The sequence below is a fragment of the Caballeronia sp. LZ035 genome (assembly GCF_031451175.1).
Classification (GTDB): Bacteria; Pseudomonadota; Gammaproteobacteria; order Burkholderiales; family Burkholderiaceae; genus Caballeronia.
The window spans coordinates 1,288,017-1,302,113 of the sequence record NZ_JARUXS010000003.1 but is presented as its reverse complement, the minus strand read 5'-3'; the positions used below and the strand labels follow the sequence as shown (position 1 = coordinate 1,302,113).

Annotated in this window: 16 protein-coding genes; 10 read left to right on the top strand and 6 right to left on the bottom strand. The window is 63.1% G+C overall.

The window, feature by feature from the left end; all coding sequences use genetic code 11:
• Positions 1-96: 96 nt before the first annotated feature.
• Complete coding sequence (locus QCE88_RS28615) at positions 97-672, bottom strand: hypothetical protein (protein ID WP_309908250.1); 576 nt, start codon at positions 670-672, stop codon at positions 97-99.
• 407 nt (positions 673-1,079) lie between these two features.
• Between QCE88_RS28615 and QCE88_RS28610 the strand changes: the two genes are divergently transcribed.
• Positions 1,080-1,940: an NmrA family NAD(P)-binding protein gene (locus tag QCE88_RS28610; RefSeq protein ID WP_309908249.1), complete on the top strand. Its 861-nt coding sequence runs from the start codon at positions 1,080-1,082 to the stop codon at positions 1,938-1,940.
• Between the two features lie 7 nt (positions 1,941-1,947).
• On the opposite strand, the gene QCE88_RS28605 is transcribed toward QCE88_RS28610, so the two are convergent.
• Positions 1,948-2,406 (bottom strand): MEKHLA domain-containing protein, encoded by a 459-nt coding sequence (locus tag QCE88_RS28605; RefSeq protein ID WP_309908248.1) that lies wholly within the window; start codon positions 2,404-2,406, stop codon positions 1,948-1,950.
• Positions 2,407-2,557: 151 nt separating this feature from the next.
• Here QCE88_RS28605 and QCE88_RS28600 point away from each other — a divergent pair, with 151 nt between their 5' ends.
• Both QCE88_RS28600 and QCE88_RS28595 read left to right on the top strand, forming a co-directional pair.
• Positions 2,558-3,262 carry a glutathione S-transferase family protein gene (locus tag QCE88_RS28600; RefSeq protein ID WP_309908247.1) on the top strand — a complete coding sequence of 235 codons (705 nt, stop codon included), beginning with the start codon at positions 2,558-2,560 and terminating at the stop codon, positions 3,260-3,262.
• 14 nt (positions 3,263-3,276) lie between these two features.
• Positions 3,277-3,894 carry a TetR/AcrR family transcriptional regulator gene (locus tag QCE88_RS28595; protein ID WP_309908246.1) on the top strand — a complete coding sequence of 206 codons (618 nt, stop codon included), beginning with the start codon at positions 3,277-3,279 and terminating at the stop codon, positions 3,892-3,894.
• Here QCE88_RS28595 and QCE88_RS28590 read toward each other — a convergent pair.
• Positions 3,887-5,005, bottom strand: coding sequence for an MBL fold metallo-hydrolase (locus QCE88_RS28590; RefSeq protein WP_309908245.1), 1,119 nt, complete (start codon positions 5,003-5,005; stop codon positions 3,887-3,889). The genes QCE88_RS28595 and QCE88_RS28590 overlap by 8 nt on opposite strands.
• An 86-nt stretch (positions 5,006-5,091) precedes the next feature.
• On the opposite strand from QCE88_RS28590, the gene QCE88_RS28585 reads away from it, so the two are divergent.
• Positions 5,092-5,724 (top strand): TetR/AcrR family transcriptional regulator, encoded by a 633-nt coding sequence (locus tag QCE88_RS28585; protein ID WP_309908244.1) that lies wholly within the window; start codon positions 5,092-5,094, stop codon positions 5,722-5,724.
• 49 nt (positions 5,725-5,773) lie between these two features.
• Here QCE88_RS28585 and QCE88_RS28580 read toward each other — a convergent pair whose 3' ends face one another.
• The gene (locus QCE88_RS28580; RefSeq protein WP_309908243.1) at positions 5,774-6,937 is read right to left on the bottom strand and encodes a porin; all 1,164 of its coding nucleotides are present in this window, start codon (positions 6,935-6,937) and stop codon (positions 5,774-5,776) included.
• 429 nt (positions 6,938-7,366) lie between these two features.
• Here QCE88_RS28580 and QCE88_RS28575 point away from each other — a divergent pair, with 429 nt between their 5' ends.
• Positions 7,367-7,981: a hypothetical protein gene (locus tag QCE88_RS28575; RefSeq protein ID WP_309908242.1), complete on the top strand. Its 615-nt coding sequence runs from the start codon at positions 7,367-7,369 to the stop codon at positions 7,979-7,981.
• A 10-nt stretch (positions 7,982-7,991) separates the two neighbouring features.
• Here QCE88_RS28575 and QCE88_RS28570 read toward each other — a convergent pair whose 3' ends face one another.
• Positions 7,992-8,867 carry a lipid A biosynthesis lauroyl acyltransferase gene (locus tag QCE88_RS28570; protein WP_309908241.1) on the bottom strand — a complete coding sequence of 292 codons (876 nt, stop codon included), beginning with the start codon at positions 8,865-8,867 and terminating at the stop codon, positions 7,992-7,994.
• A gap of 341 nt (positions 8,868-9,208) precedes the next feature.
• On the opposite strand from QCE88_RS28570, the gene QCE88_RS28565 reads away from it, so the two are divergent.
• Together QCE88_RS28565 and QCE88_RS28560 are read left to right on the top strand one after the other, a co-directional pair.
• On the top strand, positions 9,209-10,060 hold the full coding sequence (locus QCE88_RS28565) for an oxidoreductase (protein ID WP_309908240.1): 852 nt from the start codon (positions 9,209-9,211) through the stop codon (positions 10,058-10,060).
• 11 nt (positions 10,061-10,071) lie between these two features.
• Entirely contained in the window at positions 10,072-10,629 is a 558-nt protein-coding gene (locus QCE88_RS28560; protein ID WP_309908239.1) for a hypothetical protein, read from the top strand.
• A gap of 72 nt (positions 10,630-10,701) precedes the next feature.
• Here the strand turns inward: QCE88_RS28560 and QCE88_RS28555 are convergent, their stop codons facing one another.
• Positions 10,702-10,881 carry a hypothetical protein gene (locus tag QCE88_RS28555; RefSeq protein ID WP_309908238.1) on the bottom strand — a complete coding sequence of 60 codons (180 nt, stop codon included), beginning with the start codon at positions 10,879-10,881 and terminating at the stop codon, positions 10,702-10,704.
• Between the two features lie 334 nt (positions 10,882-11,215).
• Between QCE88_RS28555 and QCE88_RS28550 the strand changes: the two genes are divergently transcribed.
• The 3 genes from QCE88_RS28550 to QCE88_RS28540 are packed head-to-tail and all read left to right on the top strand — an operon-like array spanning position 11,216 to position 14,093.
• Complete coding sequence (locus QCE88_RS28550) at positions 11,216-11,992, top strand: acetoacetate decarboxylase (protein ID WP_309908237.1); 777 nt, start codon at positions 11,216-11,218, stop codon at positions 11,990-11,992.
• Between the two features lie 25 nt (positions 11,993-12,017).
• Entirely contained in the window at positions 12,018-12,800 is a 783-nt protein-coding gene (locus QCE88_RS28545) for a 3-hydroxybutyrate dehydrogenase (RefSeq protein ID WP_309908236.1), read from the top strand.
• A gap of 27 nt (positions 12,801-12,827) precedes the next feature.
• The gene (locus QCE88_RS28540; RefSeq protein ID WP_309908235.1) at positions 12,828-14,093 is read left to right on the top strand and encodes a patatin-like phospholipase family protein; all 1,266 of its coding nucleotides are present in this window, start codon (positions 12,828-12,830) and stop codon (positions 14,091-14,093) included.
• Positions 14,094-14,097 lie beyond the last annotated feature (4 nt).

Sequence of the window (14,097 nt, the reverse complement as noted above, 5' to 3'; positions counted from 1 at the left end):
GATCGTGAGATTGATTCGATAGGCGGAACTCCGATGATAAGCGTGTATGCAACGTGAAGGCGCGGTGCAAGACGGACGATGGCGTGCTGCCGTCCGTCATCTCGGCTCGCGGAAGCCCGAGGTGGCCACCTTTCTTCCCTCGAAGTATTCCTGCACGCCTTGTTCGCAATTGCTCGGACACGTTGTCTTGTCGAGGGTCGTGCCCGACACGGTCACCGCCTTGTAGACCACGGACTCGACCAGGTTGCCATCCGCTGCAACGACGATGTTCAGATCGGTTTCGACGCCCGCCGGCACGGAGCCACCTGCGTCGTAGAAGATCTGCATGGTGCCGGTGCAATCGTCGTTCACGGTGTAGAGGCCGTGCTGGGCGGGATTGAATGACGTACTGCCGCCTTTCGGCAAGCCGCCGATCACGCCGAAGTCGGTACGCTGGAAGCTGCCGTTTCCATCGAACGTGACGAGCGCGACGTCATCGAGAATCGACGGGGACGCGTAGGGGTGCAGCACGCCGTCGGCGGTTTTCAGTCCGAGTATCACGCCATGGCCAATGAAGCTGTACGGCCCGTGTAGCGACGCATTCGAGCAACGGTCGTGAGCTTGACCGATCTCACTGGACGATAGAAGTGCCAGCGCCATGGCTGACACGATGCCTGCATGCCGGATGTTCATGGTTTTCTCCTTCATTGAAGGTGAATGCTTGACCCGATGAACAGGACTTCGATTGTTCATCCGGGCCGGAGCGGTCCTCAAACGAACAACGCATAACGAATAACGAACGGCTGGCGATCGGGCCGCAGGGGCCCTGCGCACGAGTGAGTGGAAAGTGGGATGAAAAGGCTTGCACGAACGTCCGCGCGCTTCTGACCCGCGGAGCCAGCCTCCATGCGATGGGCGTGGCAAAAATACTCTAATTCATGATGTGCGCTGTCACCAGGTGAATTTCGCATCGAACAGAACGGAGCACGCCGTTTCATGCCGCCGCGTCATTAATCCGATAACCCCCGCGCCATTTATTCATGCGATCCCGTTCCTTAACATTCAACTCATCGATGTCAAACGAACCAGGGAGTCACACCATGTACGTCATCACAGGGATTACCGGACAAGTCGGCGGCGCGCTCGGACACGCACTGTTGCAGCAGGGCAAGGCGGTGCGCGCGGTGGTGCGCGACGCGCAGAAGGGCGCGGCGTGGGCGGCGCGCGGTTGTGAGATCGCGCTCGCCACGATGACCGACGCCGACGCGCTCACCCGCGCCTTCGAGGGCGCCGAAGCCGTGTTCCTGCTGCCGCCTTCGGAGTTCGATCCGCAGCCGGGATTTCCGGAAGCGCGCGAAGTGATCGATACGATCGTGGCTGCCGTGGCGCGTGCGCGGCCTGGACGGATCGTGTGTCTCTCGACCGTTGGCGCGCAAGCGACGCAAACCAATCTGCTGACCCAGCGCACGCTGCTGGAAGAAGCACTGCGTCAACAGCCGGTTCCGGTCACGTTCCTGCGTCCGGCGTGGTTCATGGAAAACTGCGCGTGGGACGTGGCCTCGGCGCGTGACGAAGGCATCGTGCGCTCGTTCCTGCAACCCGCCGATCATGCGATTCCGATGGTCGCTACCGACGACATCGGGCAACTCGCCGCGCGGCTCATGCAGGAGGAATGGCAAGGTGCGCGCGTGGTGGAACTGGAGGGTCCGGCGCGTGTGCGTCCCGTCGATATCGCCGCGGCGTTCTCGGATGTGCTCGGCAAGCCCGTGCGTGTGGAGAGCGTGCCGCGCGACACGTGGGAAGCGCTGTTCACGAGTCAGGGCATGCGCTACCCGCTGCCCCGCATACGGATGCTCGACGGTTTCAACGAAGGCTGGATCGACTTCGAAGGGCATCGCGAGGACATCGTCAAGGGGACGACGCCGCTCGTCGATGTGCTTCGCAAGCTGACCGTGATCTAAGCGAGCTTCAGACGATATCGCTGACTTGCGGAATCATCGCCGCTTGTCCGCGATACACGCCGTCGCGGTCGAACAACTGCCAGACCGTCGCGCGCTCGATATAGAACCGCACACCCGATTTCTTCACGCGCACGCCGCGATAACCCTCGACATAACCATCGCGCGTCACCTGTTCGAGAAACGCCTGGCGCTCGCTGCGCTCCGGCGCTTCAGCGGAGAGACGCGAGGGCAGCGCGGTCAGCTCGTTCCACGTATAGCCGAACAGGCGCTGCGCCTGGAGGTTGCCGTACACGAAGACCGGGTCCGCCTGCGTGTCGTGTGCAAGGATGCCGAAAGGCGCGTCTTCATAGAGCCAGCGCGCGGCCTCGGTGGCCGGCAGGGTTGCGTCGGGAACCAGCGGCGTGTTCAGCAGGCGCGCGTAGCTCTCGCTGAGCAGGGTGAAGAAATTGGAATCGGTGGGCTGCATTGCGTTTGAAAGCAGGGTTGAGGCGGAACTCGCCACCTTACCCGCTCGCCGCGATTCGCGCAGCATCGGGGCGGCGGATTGCAGGTTTTATATCAGTCGATCTAAAATACGCCGGCTGCACCCATCAAGCGCAATCCAGGAGACGACCGGCATGATCGAGTTTTACTTCCACCCGACGCCCAATCCCGCGAAAATCGCGCTTTTTCTCGAAGAGTCGGGGCTTCCCTACACGCTGAAACCGGTCGATACAAGCAAAGGCGAACAGCATCTGCCCGCATTCCGCGCCATCAATCCGAACGGCAAGGTGCCGGCCATCGTGGACACGGAAGGACCCGGCAACACGCGCGCGGTCGTGTTCGATTCCACCGCCATCCTGCTGTATCTCGCCGAGAAGAGCGGTCAGTTCATCGGCGCGCCGGAAGACCGTCCGCAATTGCTTTCATGGCTGATGTTCATCGCCAGCGGCCTTGGCCCGTTCTCGGGACAGGCAGTGCATTTCCAGTACGCCGCGCCCGAAGGCCTCGACTACGCGGTGAACCGCTATCGCCGCGAGGTGGACCGGCATTACCAGGTAATTGAAGATCACTTGAAGGGGCGTGAGTTCATCGTCGGGAATGCTTATACGATTGCCGACATGTCGGCATGGGGCTGGCTGGATCGCGCGTCGCGTGTGCTCAAGAACAGCGAGGATCCGCTCGGTCCCTATCCGGAACTGAAGCGCTGGTTCGCGCACATCGACGCGCGTCCTGCCGTGGCCCGTGCGCGCGCCGTCAACAAGACGCACGCGTTCAAGAGCGTCAACGACGACGAAACGAAGCGCTCGCTGTTTCCGTCGAACTTTCCGAAGACGGCCTGAGAGGAAGCCAGCGTATGCCGCGTCCGCGTGAGTTCGATGAGGATGCCGCCCTCGATGCGGCCATGACGCAATTCTGGTCGCGCGGCTATGAAGCGAGTTCGGTGCGCGATCTCGCCACGGCCATGGGCTTGACATCGGCGAGTCTCTACAACGCTTTCGGCGATAAGCGCGCGCTCTATGAACGTGTGCTCGAACGCTACGTGGAGCGCGGCTTTCGCGCGCGAGTGCAGCGTCTGGAACACCACGTGCTGCCGCGCGATGCCATCGCGATGTTCTTCGACGAGATCATCAAGCTCTCGGTGAACGATCCGCATCGGCGGGGTTGCATGGTCGTCAACTCGGCGCTGGAACTCGCGCCGCACGACGATTCGTTTCATCGCGCGTTGAACGGCGTGCTGAAGGATATGGAAGGATTCTTCCTGCGTTGTGTGCGCGCGGGTCAGAAAGACGGATCGATTCCGCTCGATCTCGACGCCGGCGACATCGCCAAAACCTTGCTCGCCGCGTTGATGGGGTTGCGCGTGCTTGCGCGGGTCAATCCGCAGCGCAAGCTGCTCGAAGGCGCGGTGCGGCCGGTGCTGGCGATGCTCGGCGTTGACGCGGCCGCACGCCGCAGGAATCGACTTACTTGACGTCTTGCGTACGCGACGCGCACATCCGCCAGGCGGGTGCGCCGCGTTCATCAACCGCCGTCTCGCGCCACCAGCGCTCGCCGCGATGCGGCGCTTCCAGATCGAGCCGCTCGCCCATGCGCGGCGTGGACACCGCGACGCCGCGCGCCAAGGCCAGCCCCGTCACGCGTTCGAAAGGCTCCTGCCACGGATGCATCGCGAGGTCGAACGTGCCGTTGTGGATTGGCACGAGCCAGCGTCCGCGCAAGTCGATATGCGCCTGCACTGTGTGTTCCGGCTGCATGTGAACGTAGGGCCATTGCGCATCGTAGGCGCCGGTCTCGACGAAGGTGACATCGAACGGACCCAGCTTCTCTCCGATGGCGCGAAACCCTTCGAAGTAGCCCGTGTCGCCGCTGAAGAACACGCGCAGGGCGTCATCGACGATGACCCACGAAGCCCACAGCGTGCTGTTGCCATCGAACAGGCTGCGCCCCGAGAAGTGCTGCGCGGGCGTGGCGGTCAGTGTGAGACCGTCGATCTGCGCGCTTTGCCACCAGTCGAGCTGACGAACTTTTGCGGCATCGACGCCCCACTCGATCAGACGGTCGCCGACGCCGAGCGGCGTCAGGAACACTTCGGTGGTCGCGGCCAGCGCGAGCACGGTGTCGCGGTCGAGGTGATCGTAGTGATCGTGCGAGAGGATCACGCCGCGCAAAGGCGGCAAGTCCGCCAGCGCAATGGGTGGCGCATGAAACCGCTTCGGACCGACGCGCTTGAACGGCGACGCCCGCTCGCCGAATACCGGATCCGTCAGCCAGTAAGCGCCGCGCAGTTTGAACAGCAAGGTGGAGTGACCCAGCCGGTACAGGCTGCGATCCGGCGCGGCGTCCAATTGCTCGCGCGTGAGCGTATCGACGACAGGCGCCTGCGCAGGCACCGAGTTGCGCGGCTTGTTGAACAGCATGTTCCACATGATCCGCAAGGTCTTGCCGAATCCTTCCGACGGACGCGGCTTCACATTGCGAAAGCGCGTGCCGTCATGCTGCGGCGACGCGGTCGACAGTTCCCGGCCGCGCCGGGCAGCGGCCAGTCCGAGGGCATGGTTGATGCGATCAGCGAAAGAACTCATGAGAATGGCATCCGACGCAAAATGTACACTGCACAGTGTAGTTTAATCTCGCCAAAAAAGTAAACCGTGCGGTGTAAAATAAACAGATGAGTTCGAACGACATTCCCCAGCGCCTGACGGACCGCAAGCGCGCCGCCATCATGAACGCGGCAGTCGAGGAGTTCATTGCGGCCGGCTACGACGCCACCAGCATGGACCGCATTGCCGCGCGCGCGGACGTTTCGAAGCGCACGGTGTACAACCATTTCCCGAGCAAGGAAGCCTTGTTCGCGGCCATCCTGCTGCGTCTCTGGGACGAAAGCGACGCCGGCGACGCCCCCGCCTACAGCAGCAGCGAGCCCTTGCGCGCGCAGTTGCTGGCCTTGCTCGCGCGCAAGCTGCGGCTGATGAACGACGAGTCGTTCCTGTCGGTGGCGCGCATGGCGATATCGGCGGGCATTCACTCGCCGGAACGGGCGCGCGATATCGTCGCGCGGATTGGCGAACGGGAAGAGGACTTGACCGTGTGGATCAGGAAGGCCGCCGCCGATGGCCGTCTGAGCCTCACCGATCCCGTGTTCGCCGGGCAGCAACTGCATGGCATCGTGAAGGGCTTCGCCTTCTGGCCGCAAGTGGCGATGGGCCAGCCCACGCTGACGAAGCACGAGCAGAAGAAGGTTGCCGAAGCCGCCGCGGACATGTTCCTCGCGCGCTATGCGCGTGCGGCGTCCGACAATTAAAAAGCGCGATGCCCTTGCGAGCATCGCGCCTCGATGAAGCGGAGTTCGATCAGAAGCGGTGACGCAGACCCACGCGCGTCACGAGCTGCGTATTCGCGCCCGCACTGCCGACGAACGAAGACGCCGAACCGATTTCCGCCTGCACCGGAACCCCGCGATTGCTGCCCGATGCTTTCTGGAAGGCGCCGATCACGTAGACGTCGGTGCGCTTCGACAGCACGTAGTCCACGACGCCGTTGACCTGGTGCCAGCGGCCGTCGAAGTTGCCGTCGAGGTCCGAGAACGTGTAGCCGAGGCCCGCGCTCAACGCCGGCGTGAACGCGTACTTGCCGCCGATTTCATAGTTGTTCAGCGTCGAGGAACCCGCTGTGATCGGCTCGAACTTCGTGTGCGTCCAGTTCGCCCAGATCAGCGCGTCCGCGATGGTGTAGCGCGCGCCGACGCCGAAGGTTTCCAGATCGCGCAGACCGGTCGTGTTGATGTTCGCGATGCTCACGCTGAACGCGGGCGTCGCGCCGTTCGGGAAGCGGATGTTGGTGTACGCCGCGCCGATGCCGAGCGGACCCTGCTTGTAGTTCAGGCCGAAGCTATACGCACTCGACGAACCCTGCACGGCGGTCGCGCCGGTGCCCGTCGTGGGCGAGCCCGCGAAGTTGGTCGAGTTGGAGAAGCCGTACATCGCGCCGAACGTGAGGCCGTGGAAATCGGCGCTGCTGAACTTGACCGCGTTGTTGATGCGGCTCGACGTCAGCTGGTCCAGGTCGTTGATGTGATACGCGTAGTTGCCGGCGGGCGTCTGGCTGCCCATCGTGTAGTTGCCGCCGAGATAGTCGGTGGAGAACGAGTACTGACGGCCGAACGTCACCGAACCGACTTCGCTCTTCGAGATGCCGACATAGGCCTGACGGCCGAATTCCGCGCCGCCCTGGCCCAGCGTGCCGTCACCGCTGTTGAAGCCGCTTTCGAGCACGAAGATCGCCTTCAGACCGCCGCCCAGGTCTTCCGCGCCGCGCAGGCCCCAACGGCTGCCTTGCGCCACGCCGTCGCCGTATTTGACCACGCTGTCATGACCGCCCGTGGTCGCGACCTTGTTGGCGTAGGTGATGCCGGCATCGATGATGCCGTACAGCGTGACGCTGCTTTGCGCGTGCGCTGCCGTGTCGAACAGGGCGAACAGGCCGAGCGCGGCGGCCGCTACGATGTGCTTCTTCATTGTTGTTTTCCTTGAGGTTGTCCGCTCGACACGGCGTGGTCAGTGCACGGCGCGGCGCTTTCGGCACGCGAACGCGATCTTCCCGGCTTCGCAAGACGAGCATGCGAAGGTCGAGTGCTTTAAGAAAAAAAGGTCGTCAAACGAAGGGGCTGATGTCCCGCCTTGAATGCAAGCGGGCGGACGGCGTTGCCCCGGCGCCTTGCCGCCGATGACTGACGCTGTAGCGAACGGAATATAGCGGATCGTCAGCGTTCGGTAAATATCGCCCATGCAGTTTGTAGTCTTTCTTACACATGGCTGTCACATAGATAGGTTTATTCCGAAGTTATCCGGCAACTAACTGTCGATTTTTCTTGCGTCCTTACACAGGCGCGCTTGTTGCAACAGTAATAGCCTGCTTTGTGTCAGCTGCTTTCAAGAGGAGACGATATGTCAGAGCACAGCAACCCGGACGCATGCCGGATCGGTGTCGCGTTCATCGAAGGGCAAGTCACCATGCTTCAAGCTTACGCTGCGTTGTTGTCGGAGTGGATCGAGCGCGGCGCGCCACCACCCGATTTCAGAAAAGCGGACACACTGATGGCACGCCGGCGCTCTGATCCCGAGGCACATACGCATAGCGAGGCCGGCACGCCGATGAAAGCGCCGCCCCCCGACGATGACCTTGCCTGGCCGTCATTCGATACCGCGGACCAGCGCATTGCATTCGCGATGATCGTGCCGTGTACGAATGCGCTGCTTGCAGTGGCCGAGTATTTCGATGTGCATCGGCTGTCGGCCTCGCGCGCTCCCGAGGTGCAGTTCCTGATGCGGGTGCGCGACGCGGCGGTGAACGGCAACACCTTCGCCATCGCCGACACCTATATGCCGCACGCCGCCTATGCCGGCCTGATCGTCGATGCGACGCTCGACGGCACGCTGCTGTTCAGCGATGGCGTGAAGCCCGGCTTCATGGAGTTCGGCGATACGGTGGGCTTGCTGCGTTACTTGACGAAGCTGTTGAAGAGCATGCAGACCGCGATCAGCGCGGGCGATGCAGGCTGAAGCGCGGCGCTCAGTACACCCCTGGCACGCCCGGCGGTCGTGTCTTGAAGCGGCGATGCACCCAGTAGTATTGCTCCGGATGCCTGCGCACCTGGGTTTCGAGAAACGCGTTGATGCGTTCGGCATCGAGCGTGTCGCTCGCGGACGGGAAGTTGCCGAAGGGCTCGAAGATAGTGAGCTTGTAGCCGCGATAACCCGGCAGCACTTCGGTAACGAAGGGCACGACCTGGGCGCCACAGAGCCGTGCGAGCCGTGACACGGAGGTCAGCGTGCACGTGGGCACGCCGAAGAACGGCACGAAGACCGAGTTGTCCGGGCCGTGATCCATGTCCGCGGCGAGCATGACCGGCGTGCCCGCGCGGAGCAGCCTGACAATGGCTTTTGCGCTGGTTGAACGTTCGATCATCTCCGCGCCGAACCTGCCGCGTTGCCGTTTTGCGAGCGCGCAGATTCGCGCGTCCGACATGCGGGTATAGAGAGACGCGGCCGGAAAGCGCGTGGAATAGAGAATGCAGCCGACCTCGATGCTCACGAAATGGAAACCCAGGAAGATGGTCGGCACGGTTTGATGGCTGTGCAGATCGATTCGGCTTTCCACCTGAACGAGCTTCTGTATCGACTTCGTGCTGCCGAACCATTGAATGCCGCGTTCGAAATAGCTTCGAATGACGTGGCGAAAATGATCTTTCGCAAGCCGTTCGTATTCGCGTGCTTCCCGACCCGGAAAACACAGACGCAGGTTCACGTGAACGATATGTTTGCGCGAGCTCGGCAATCTGTATAACAACGCGCCGAGCGCGCTGCCAAGCCTTGCAACGAGACCGTAGGGAAGAATGGAAAAGACGCGCAGCAACGCCACAGCGGCAGTAAAGCCCAGCTGCTTCAAGGGAAACTCCTGCCCGGAAGGTTGAAACGGGAACAGCGAAGAAGTGAATCGGGTGAAAGCTGATTATAAAGTCGGCGCTTGCAAAAATTCGTTGTCGAATTAGATAAAGCGTGACATTCAAGATAATCGAATGACACGTCATCGGCATTCCATATTTCCGGGCAAGCGCCAACGGACCACGAAGCCACGAGCAGCACGCTTGCGCCGTTTGCTTCAACATAGGGTCCAGGCGGTCTTCTGTGCGATTCCGCTGGTCAACCTCATGTGCGCGTCGGTACCGGCATGGATCGAAGCATCGACCGATCAGCCGATATGCAGCGCACCTCAATGGAGAAAGCGCAATGTCCGCATCGACGAGCGATACCCCTGTCTGGTTCATCACCGGCTGCTCGACCGGCTTCGGCCGCGAACTGGCCGCCGCGGTCATCGGGAAAGGCTGGCGCGCGGTCGTCGCGGCGCGCAATCCGGACAGCGTCGCCGATCTCGTCTCGCCCGCGAAGGACCGCGCCATCGCGGTGCGCCTGGACGTCACACGCGCCGACGAGGTCCAGTCCGCCGTCGCGCAGGCTCATGAAGCGTTCGGCCGGATCGACGTGCTCGTCAACAACGCCGGCTTCGGCTATCTCGCGGCGGTGGAAGAAGGCGAGGAGGACGAAGTGCGTGCGATGTTCGAAGCGAACTTCTTCGGCGCGGCGGCGATGATCCGCGCCGTGCTGCCGCGCATGCGCGAGCGCCGCTCGGGACACATCGTCAACATTACGTCGGTGGGCGGACTGGTCGGCAATCCGGGCAGCGGCTATTACGCGGCGACCAAGTTCGCGCTCGAAGGTCTCGGCGAGGCGCTGGCGCGCGAGACAGAGACGCTCGGCATCAAGGTGACCGCTGTCGAGCCCGGCCCGTTCCGTACGGACTGGGCGGGGCGCTCGCTGAAGCAGACGCGTCAGCCCATCGAGGACTACGCAGCCGGCGCGGGTACGCGGCGCGCGGCGATTTCGGAGCGCAGCGGCAAGCAGCCGGGCGATCCGGCGCGCGCGGCACAGGTGATCATCGAGGCGGTGACCGCGCCCGAGCCGCCCGGACATCTGGTGCTCGGCGGTCCGGGTCTCGAACTCGTGCGCGCCAAGCTCGCGCGCCTTACCGCCGAGATCGACACATGGCACGAGCGCAGCGCCTGGACCGACAACCCAGGCTGAGACACAAGCCGATGAACCCGCACGAAGCCCGCGCCCACGTCCGCGCGCTGATCGCCGCCGATGCCGCCGTGCTGCACGTCGCGCCGCCGCGCGCGCGCTTCGTGACGCGTGCGGGCGGGCCGTGCTACGAGGCGCTGTTCAACCGCATCGAGATCGACGCCGCCACGCTCGCCTTGCCCGAGCCGCTGCTGAACGTGGTGATCGCGCATGAAGTGGGACATGCGACGCAGCGCAGAACCCTGCTCCTCGACCTCGCGCGGGCCATGTTGCTGATGGCGGCGCTGATGTCGGTGCCGTGCCTGCTGTTCGAGGCCTCGCCCGAGGAAGAATGGTGGCGCGTGAGTGCGCCGGGCATCGGTGTGGTGCTGGCCTTGTTCGCGTCGCGGAGAATCTGGCGCACCCATGCCGCAAGACGCTGCACGACGCTCGAACTCGATGCCGACGCAAAAGCCGCCTCGATCCACGGCGCGTCGCTGGCGTTGCAGGCGCTGGAACTCTTGGCGACGCGCGGTGGCATCGACGCTGCGCGGCTCGACGCGATGCGCGCCCGGCTCAGGTCGAACGATTGAATAGTGCAGAAACGAAAAAGCACGCACGTCCCTATAAGGACGTGCGTGCTTCCCTTGACGAAAAATGAAGCGTTACTGCGCCGGCGCGGCGGGCGGCGACGACTTCTTGTGGTGCTTATGCTTTTGTCCCTTCTTGTGATACGCGGGACGCGGCTTGTTGTCCGGGTAATCCGCCGCAGCGTAGGTCAGAGTAGGCGCCGCAAAAGCCGCCAGCACCAGGAGCACGAGGGACTTCTTCAAAGACGTTTTCATCAGAGACTCGCTTTTTAGGAGATGGCCTGAACCTGCAAGCAACGCATGGCCCGCCGCGTTGCGTTCCGAAAATACAAGACCACAAGCACTACCGCAACCACGAAATCCGGCTCTCATGTGACCGCGCGGCGCCTGGAGAAGGACGCGCGTTCAGGCAACAGTATATTGCACAAAAAAATGCAATCATCCAGTAGGTATCCATAAGCTGTTGACGCAACAAACGTTTTGTCTGTTCGTAGTGCTGGCGTGAGGGTCATCAAGCTGCCTCTGGTCCGCGACAAATGTCATCTTCTGCATCTACTATCGTGCCTGCTCTCAACTCAGGGACGATCCAGTGAAAGAAGACGACATCCGCAGAAACGCCTTCGCCATGCCGGTGCATAACCCGGCGTACCCGCGTCCGCCGTTCCGCTTCCTCAATCGCGAGTACTTCATCATCTCGTACGAGACGGACCTCGATGCCCTGCGCGCCGTGGTGCCGGAGCCGCTCGAAGTCGACAGCGCGCTCGTGCATTACGAATTCATTCGCATGCCGGATTCATCGGGCTTCGGCGACTACACCGAAAGCGGCCAGGTGATCTCGGTGATCGATCCGGACGGCGCCAAGGCCAGCTACACCCACGCGATGTATCTCGACGACGAAGGCCCGATCGCGGGCGGTCGGGAAATCTGGGGCTTTCCGAAGAAGCTGGCGTCGCCGCGTCTTTCGGTGGATGGCAAGGACACGCTGCTCGGCACGCTCGACTACGGCACGCAGCGCATTGCCACCGGCACGATGGGCTACAAGTATCGTCCGCTTGACCTCGAAGTCGAACGCAGGAAGCTCGCCGACACGCCCAACTATCTGCTGAAAGTGCTGCCGCACGTGGACGGCACGGCGCGCGTGTGCGAACTGGTGCGTTTCTTCCTGCGCGACGTCAGCGTGCTCGGCGCATGGGAAGGCCCGGCCGCGCTCGAACTGCACGCGCACGCGCTCGCGCCGGTCGCGGATCTGCCGGTGCGCAAGGTGGTCGGCGCGCGGCACGTGATCGCGAACCTGACGCTGGATATCGGCGAAGTCGCTTACGACTATCTCGCGCCCGGCGAACTGAAGCTCGCGGTCAATCAATAACCCTCATCGAACAAGGAGCAGGCACATGGCACTGCAAGGAAAAGTCGCGCTCGTCACGGGCGCTGCGAGCGGCATCGGCGAACAGACGGCACGCAAGCTCGCCGCCGACGGCGCGGCCGTCGTCATCGCCGACCTGAATCTGGCCAACGCACAGAAAGTGGCCGACAGCATCGTCGCGGAGGGCGGCAAGGCGATCGCCGTCGCCATGGACGTCACCAGCGAGGAAGCGGTGAACGCGGGCATCGCGGACACGGTGGCCAAGCTTGGCGGCATTGACGTGCTGGTGTCGAATGCGGGCATCCAGATCGTCGCGCCCATCGAAGAGTATGCGTACTCGGACTGGAAGAAGATGCTCGCCATCCACCTCGACGGCGCGTTCCTCACGACCAAGGCCGCCATCCAGCACATGTACGCGTCGGGCAAGGGCGGCTCGATCATCTATATGGGCTCGGTGCACTCGCATGAAGCGTCGAAGCTGAAGTCCGCCTATGTCACGGCGAAGCACGGCCTGCTGGGTCTGGCGCGCGTCGTCGCGAAGGAAGGCGGCCCGCGCGGCGTGCGCGCCAACGTCGTGTGCCCCGGATTCGTGCGCACGCCGCTCGTCGAGAAGCAGATTCCCGAACAGGCGAAGGCGCTCGGCATCTCCGAGGAAGAAGTCGTGAAGAACGTCATGCTGAAGGAAACCGTCGATGGCGAATTCACCACCGTCGCCGATGTCGCGAACACGGTCGCGTTCCTCGCGGGCTTCGAATCGAATGCGCTGACGGGGCAGTCGGTGGTCGTGAGTCACGGCTGGTTCATGCAGTAAAAACAGGCACAACGACAAGGAGAATCCATGCGCCGCAGTCAACGCAACTCACTCACGCAGGCGAACCACGTCGCGCTGCCGGACTACGACGAGGTCTGTCTCGTGCTGCAAGGCGGCGGCGCGCTGGGTTCCTACCAGGCCGGCGTGTTCGAAGGGCTGGCCGAAACGGGCGTCGAGCCGAGCTGGACGTCGGGCATTTCCATCGGCGCGCTGAATACGGCGATCGTCGCGGGCAATGCGCCTGAACATCGCGTGGCGGCGCTGCGCGGCTTCTGGAACACGATCTGCCAGCCGGCGGACCTGATCGGGCATGTGGGCGCGTTCGTGCCCGCCGCGTTCGGCTTTGCCAACATGGGCCGGACGTTTTCGAGCATGTGGGCGGCGGCGCGCGCCTTGACCGAAGGCCAGCGCGGTTTCTTCTCGCCGCGCGTGCAGGTGCCGGCGCTCGTCCCGGACGCGCAGTCGAAGCTCCCGAACAATGTCAGCTTCTACGACACCTCGGCCTTGCGCGCGACGCTGCTGCAATTCGCCGACTTCGACCGCATCAACGACGGCAACATGCGCGTGTCAGTGGGCGCGGTGAACGTGCGCACAGGCAATCTCGTGTACTTCGACAACACGAAAATGCGCCTTGAGCCCGAGCACTTCATGGCGTCGGGCGCGTTGCCGCCGGGCTTTCCGGCGGTGGAGATCGACGGCGAGTTCTACTGGGACGGCGGTCTCGTCTCGAACACGCCGCTGACGGAGATCATCCGCGAGAGCCAGCACAAGGACACGCTCGTGTTCCAGGTGGATCTCTGGAGCGCGCGCGGCACCTTGCCCGGCGATTTCCTCGACGTGAGCGAGCGCACCAAGGACATCCAGTATTCGAGCCGCACCCGCGCGATTACCGATTTCGTCTCGCACAACCAGAAGCACGCGCGGCTCATCAAGGAACTGCTGGAACACGTGCCGGAAAAGGTGCGGCGTTCGCATCCGCTGTTGCTGGAGGCGCAGAAGGTGGCGGACGGCGGCGCGGTGAACGTCGTGCATCTGATCTACAAGAACAAGTTCTTCGAAGGCCACTACAAGGACTACGAGTTCAGCAACGACACGATGGACGAGCACTGGGCAAGCGGGCTCGAAGATATCCGGCGGTCGTTCGGGCATCCGGAATGGTTCGAGATTCCGAGTCACGACCTGGGTTTCGTTACCCACGACGTGCATCGCTTCGAGGCCGCGCCGCAAGCCGTGGCCGAGCCGCTGAAGGCGGTGTCGAAGCCGCTTGAAGACGACGTGCCGGCCGACGCCTGAACCT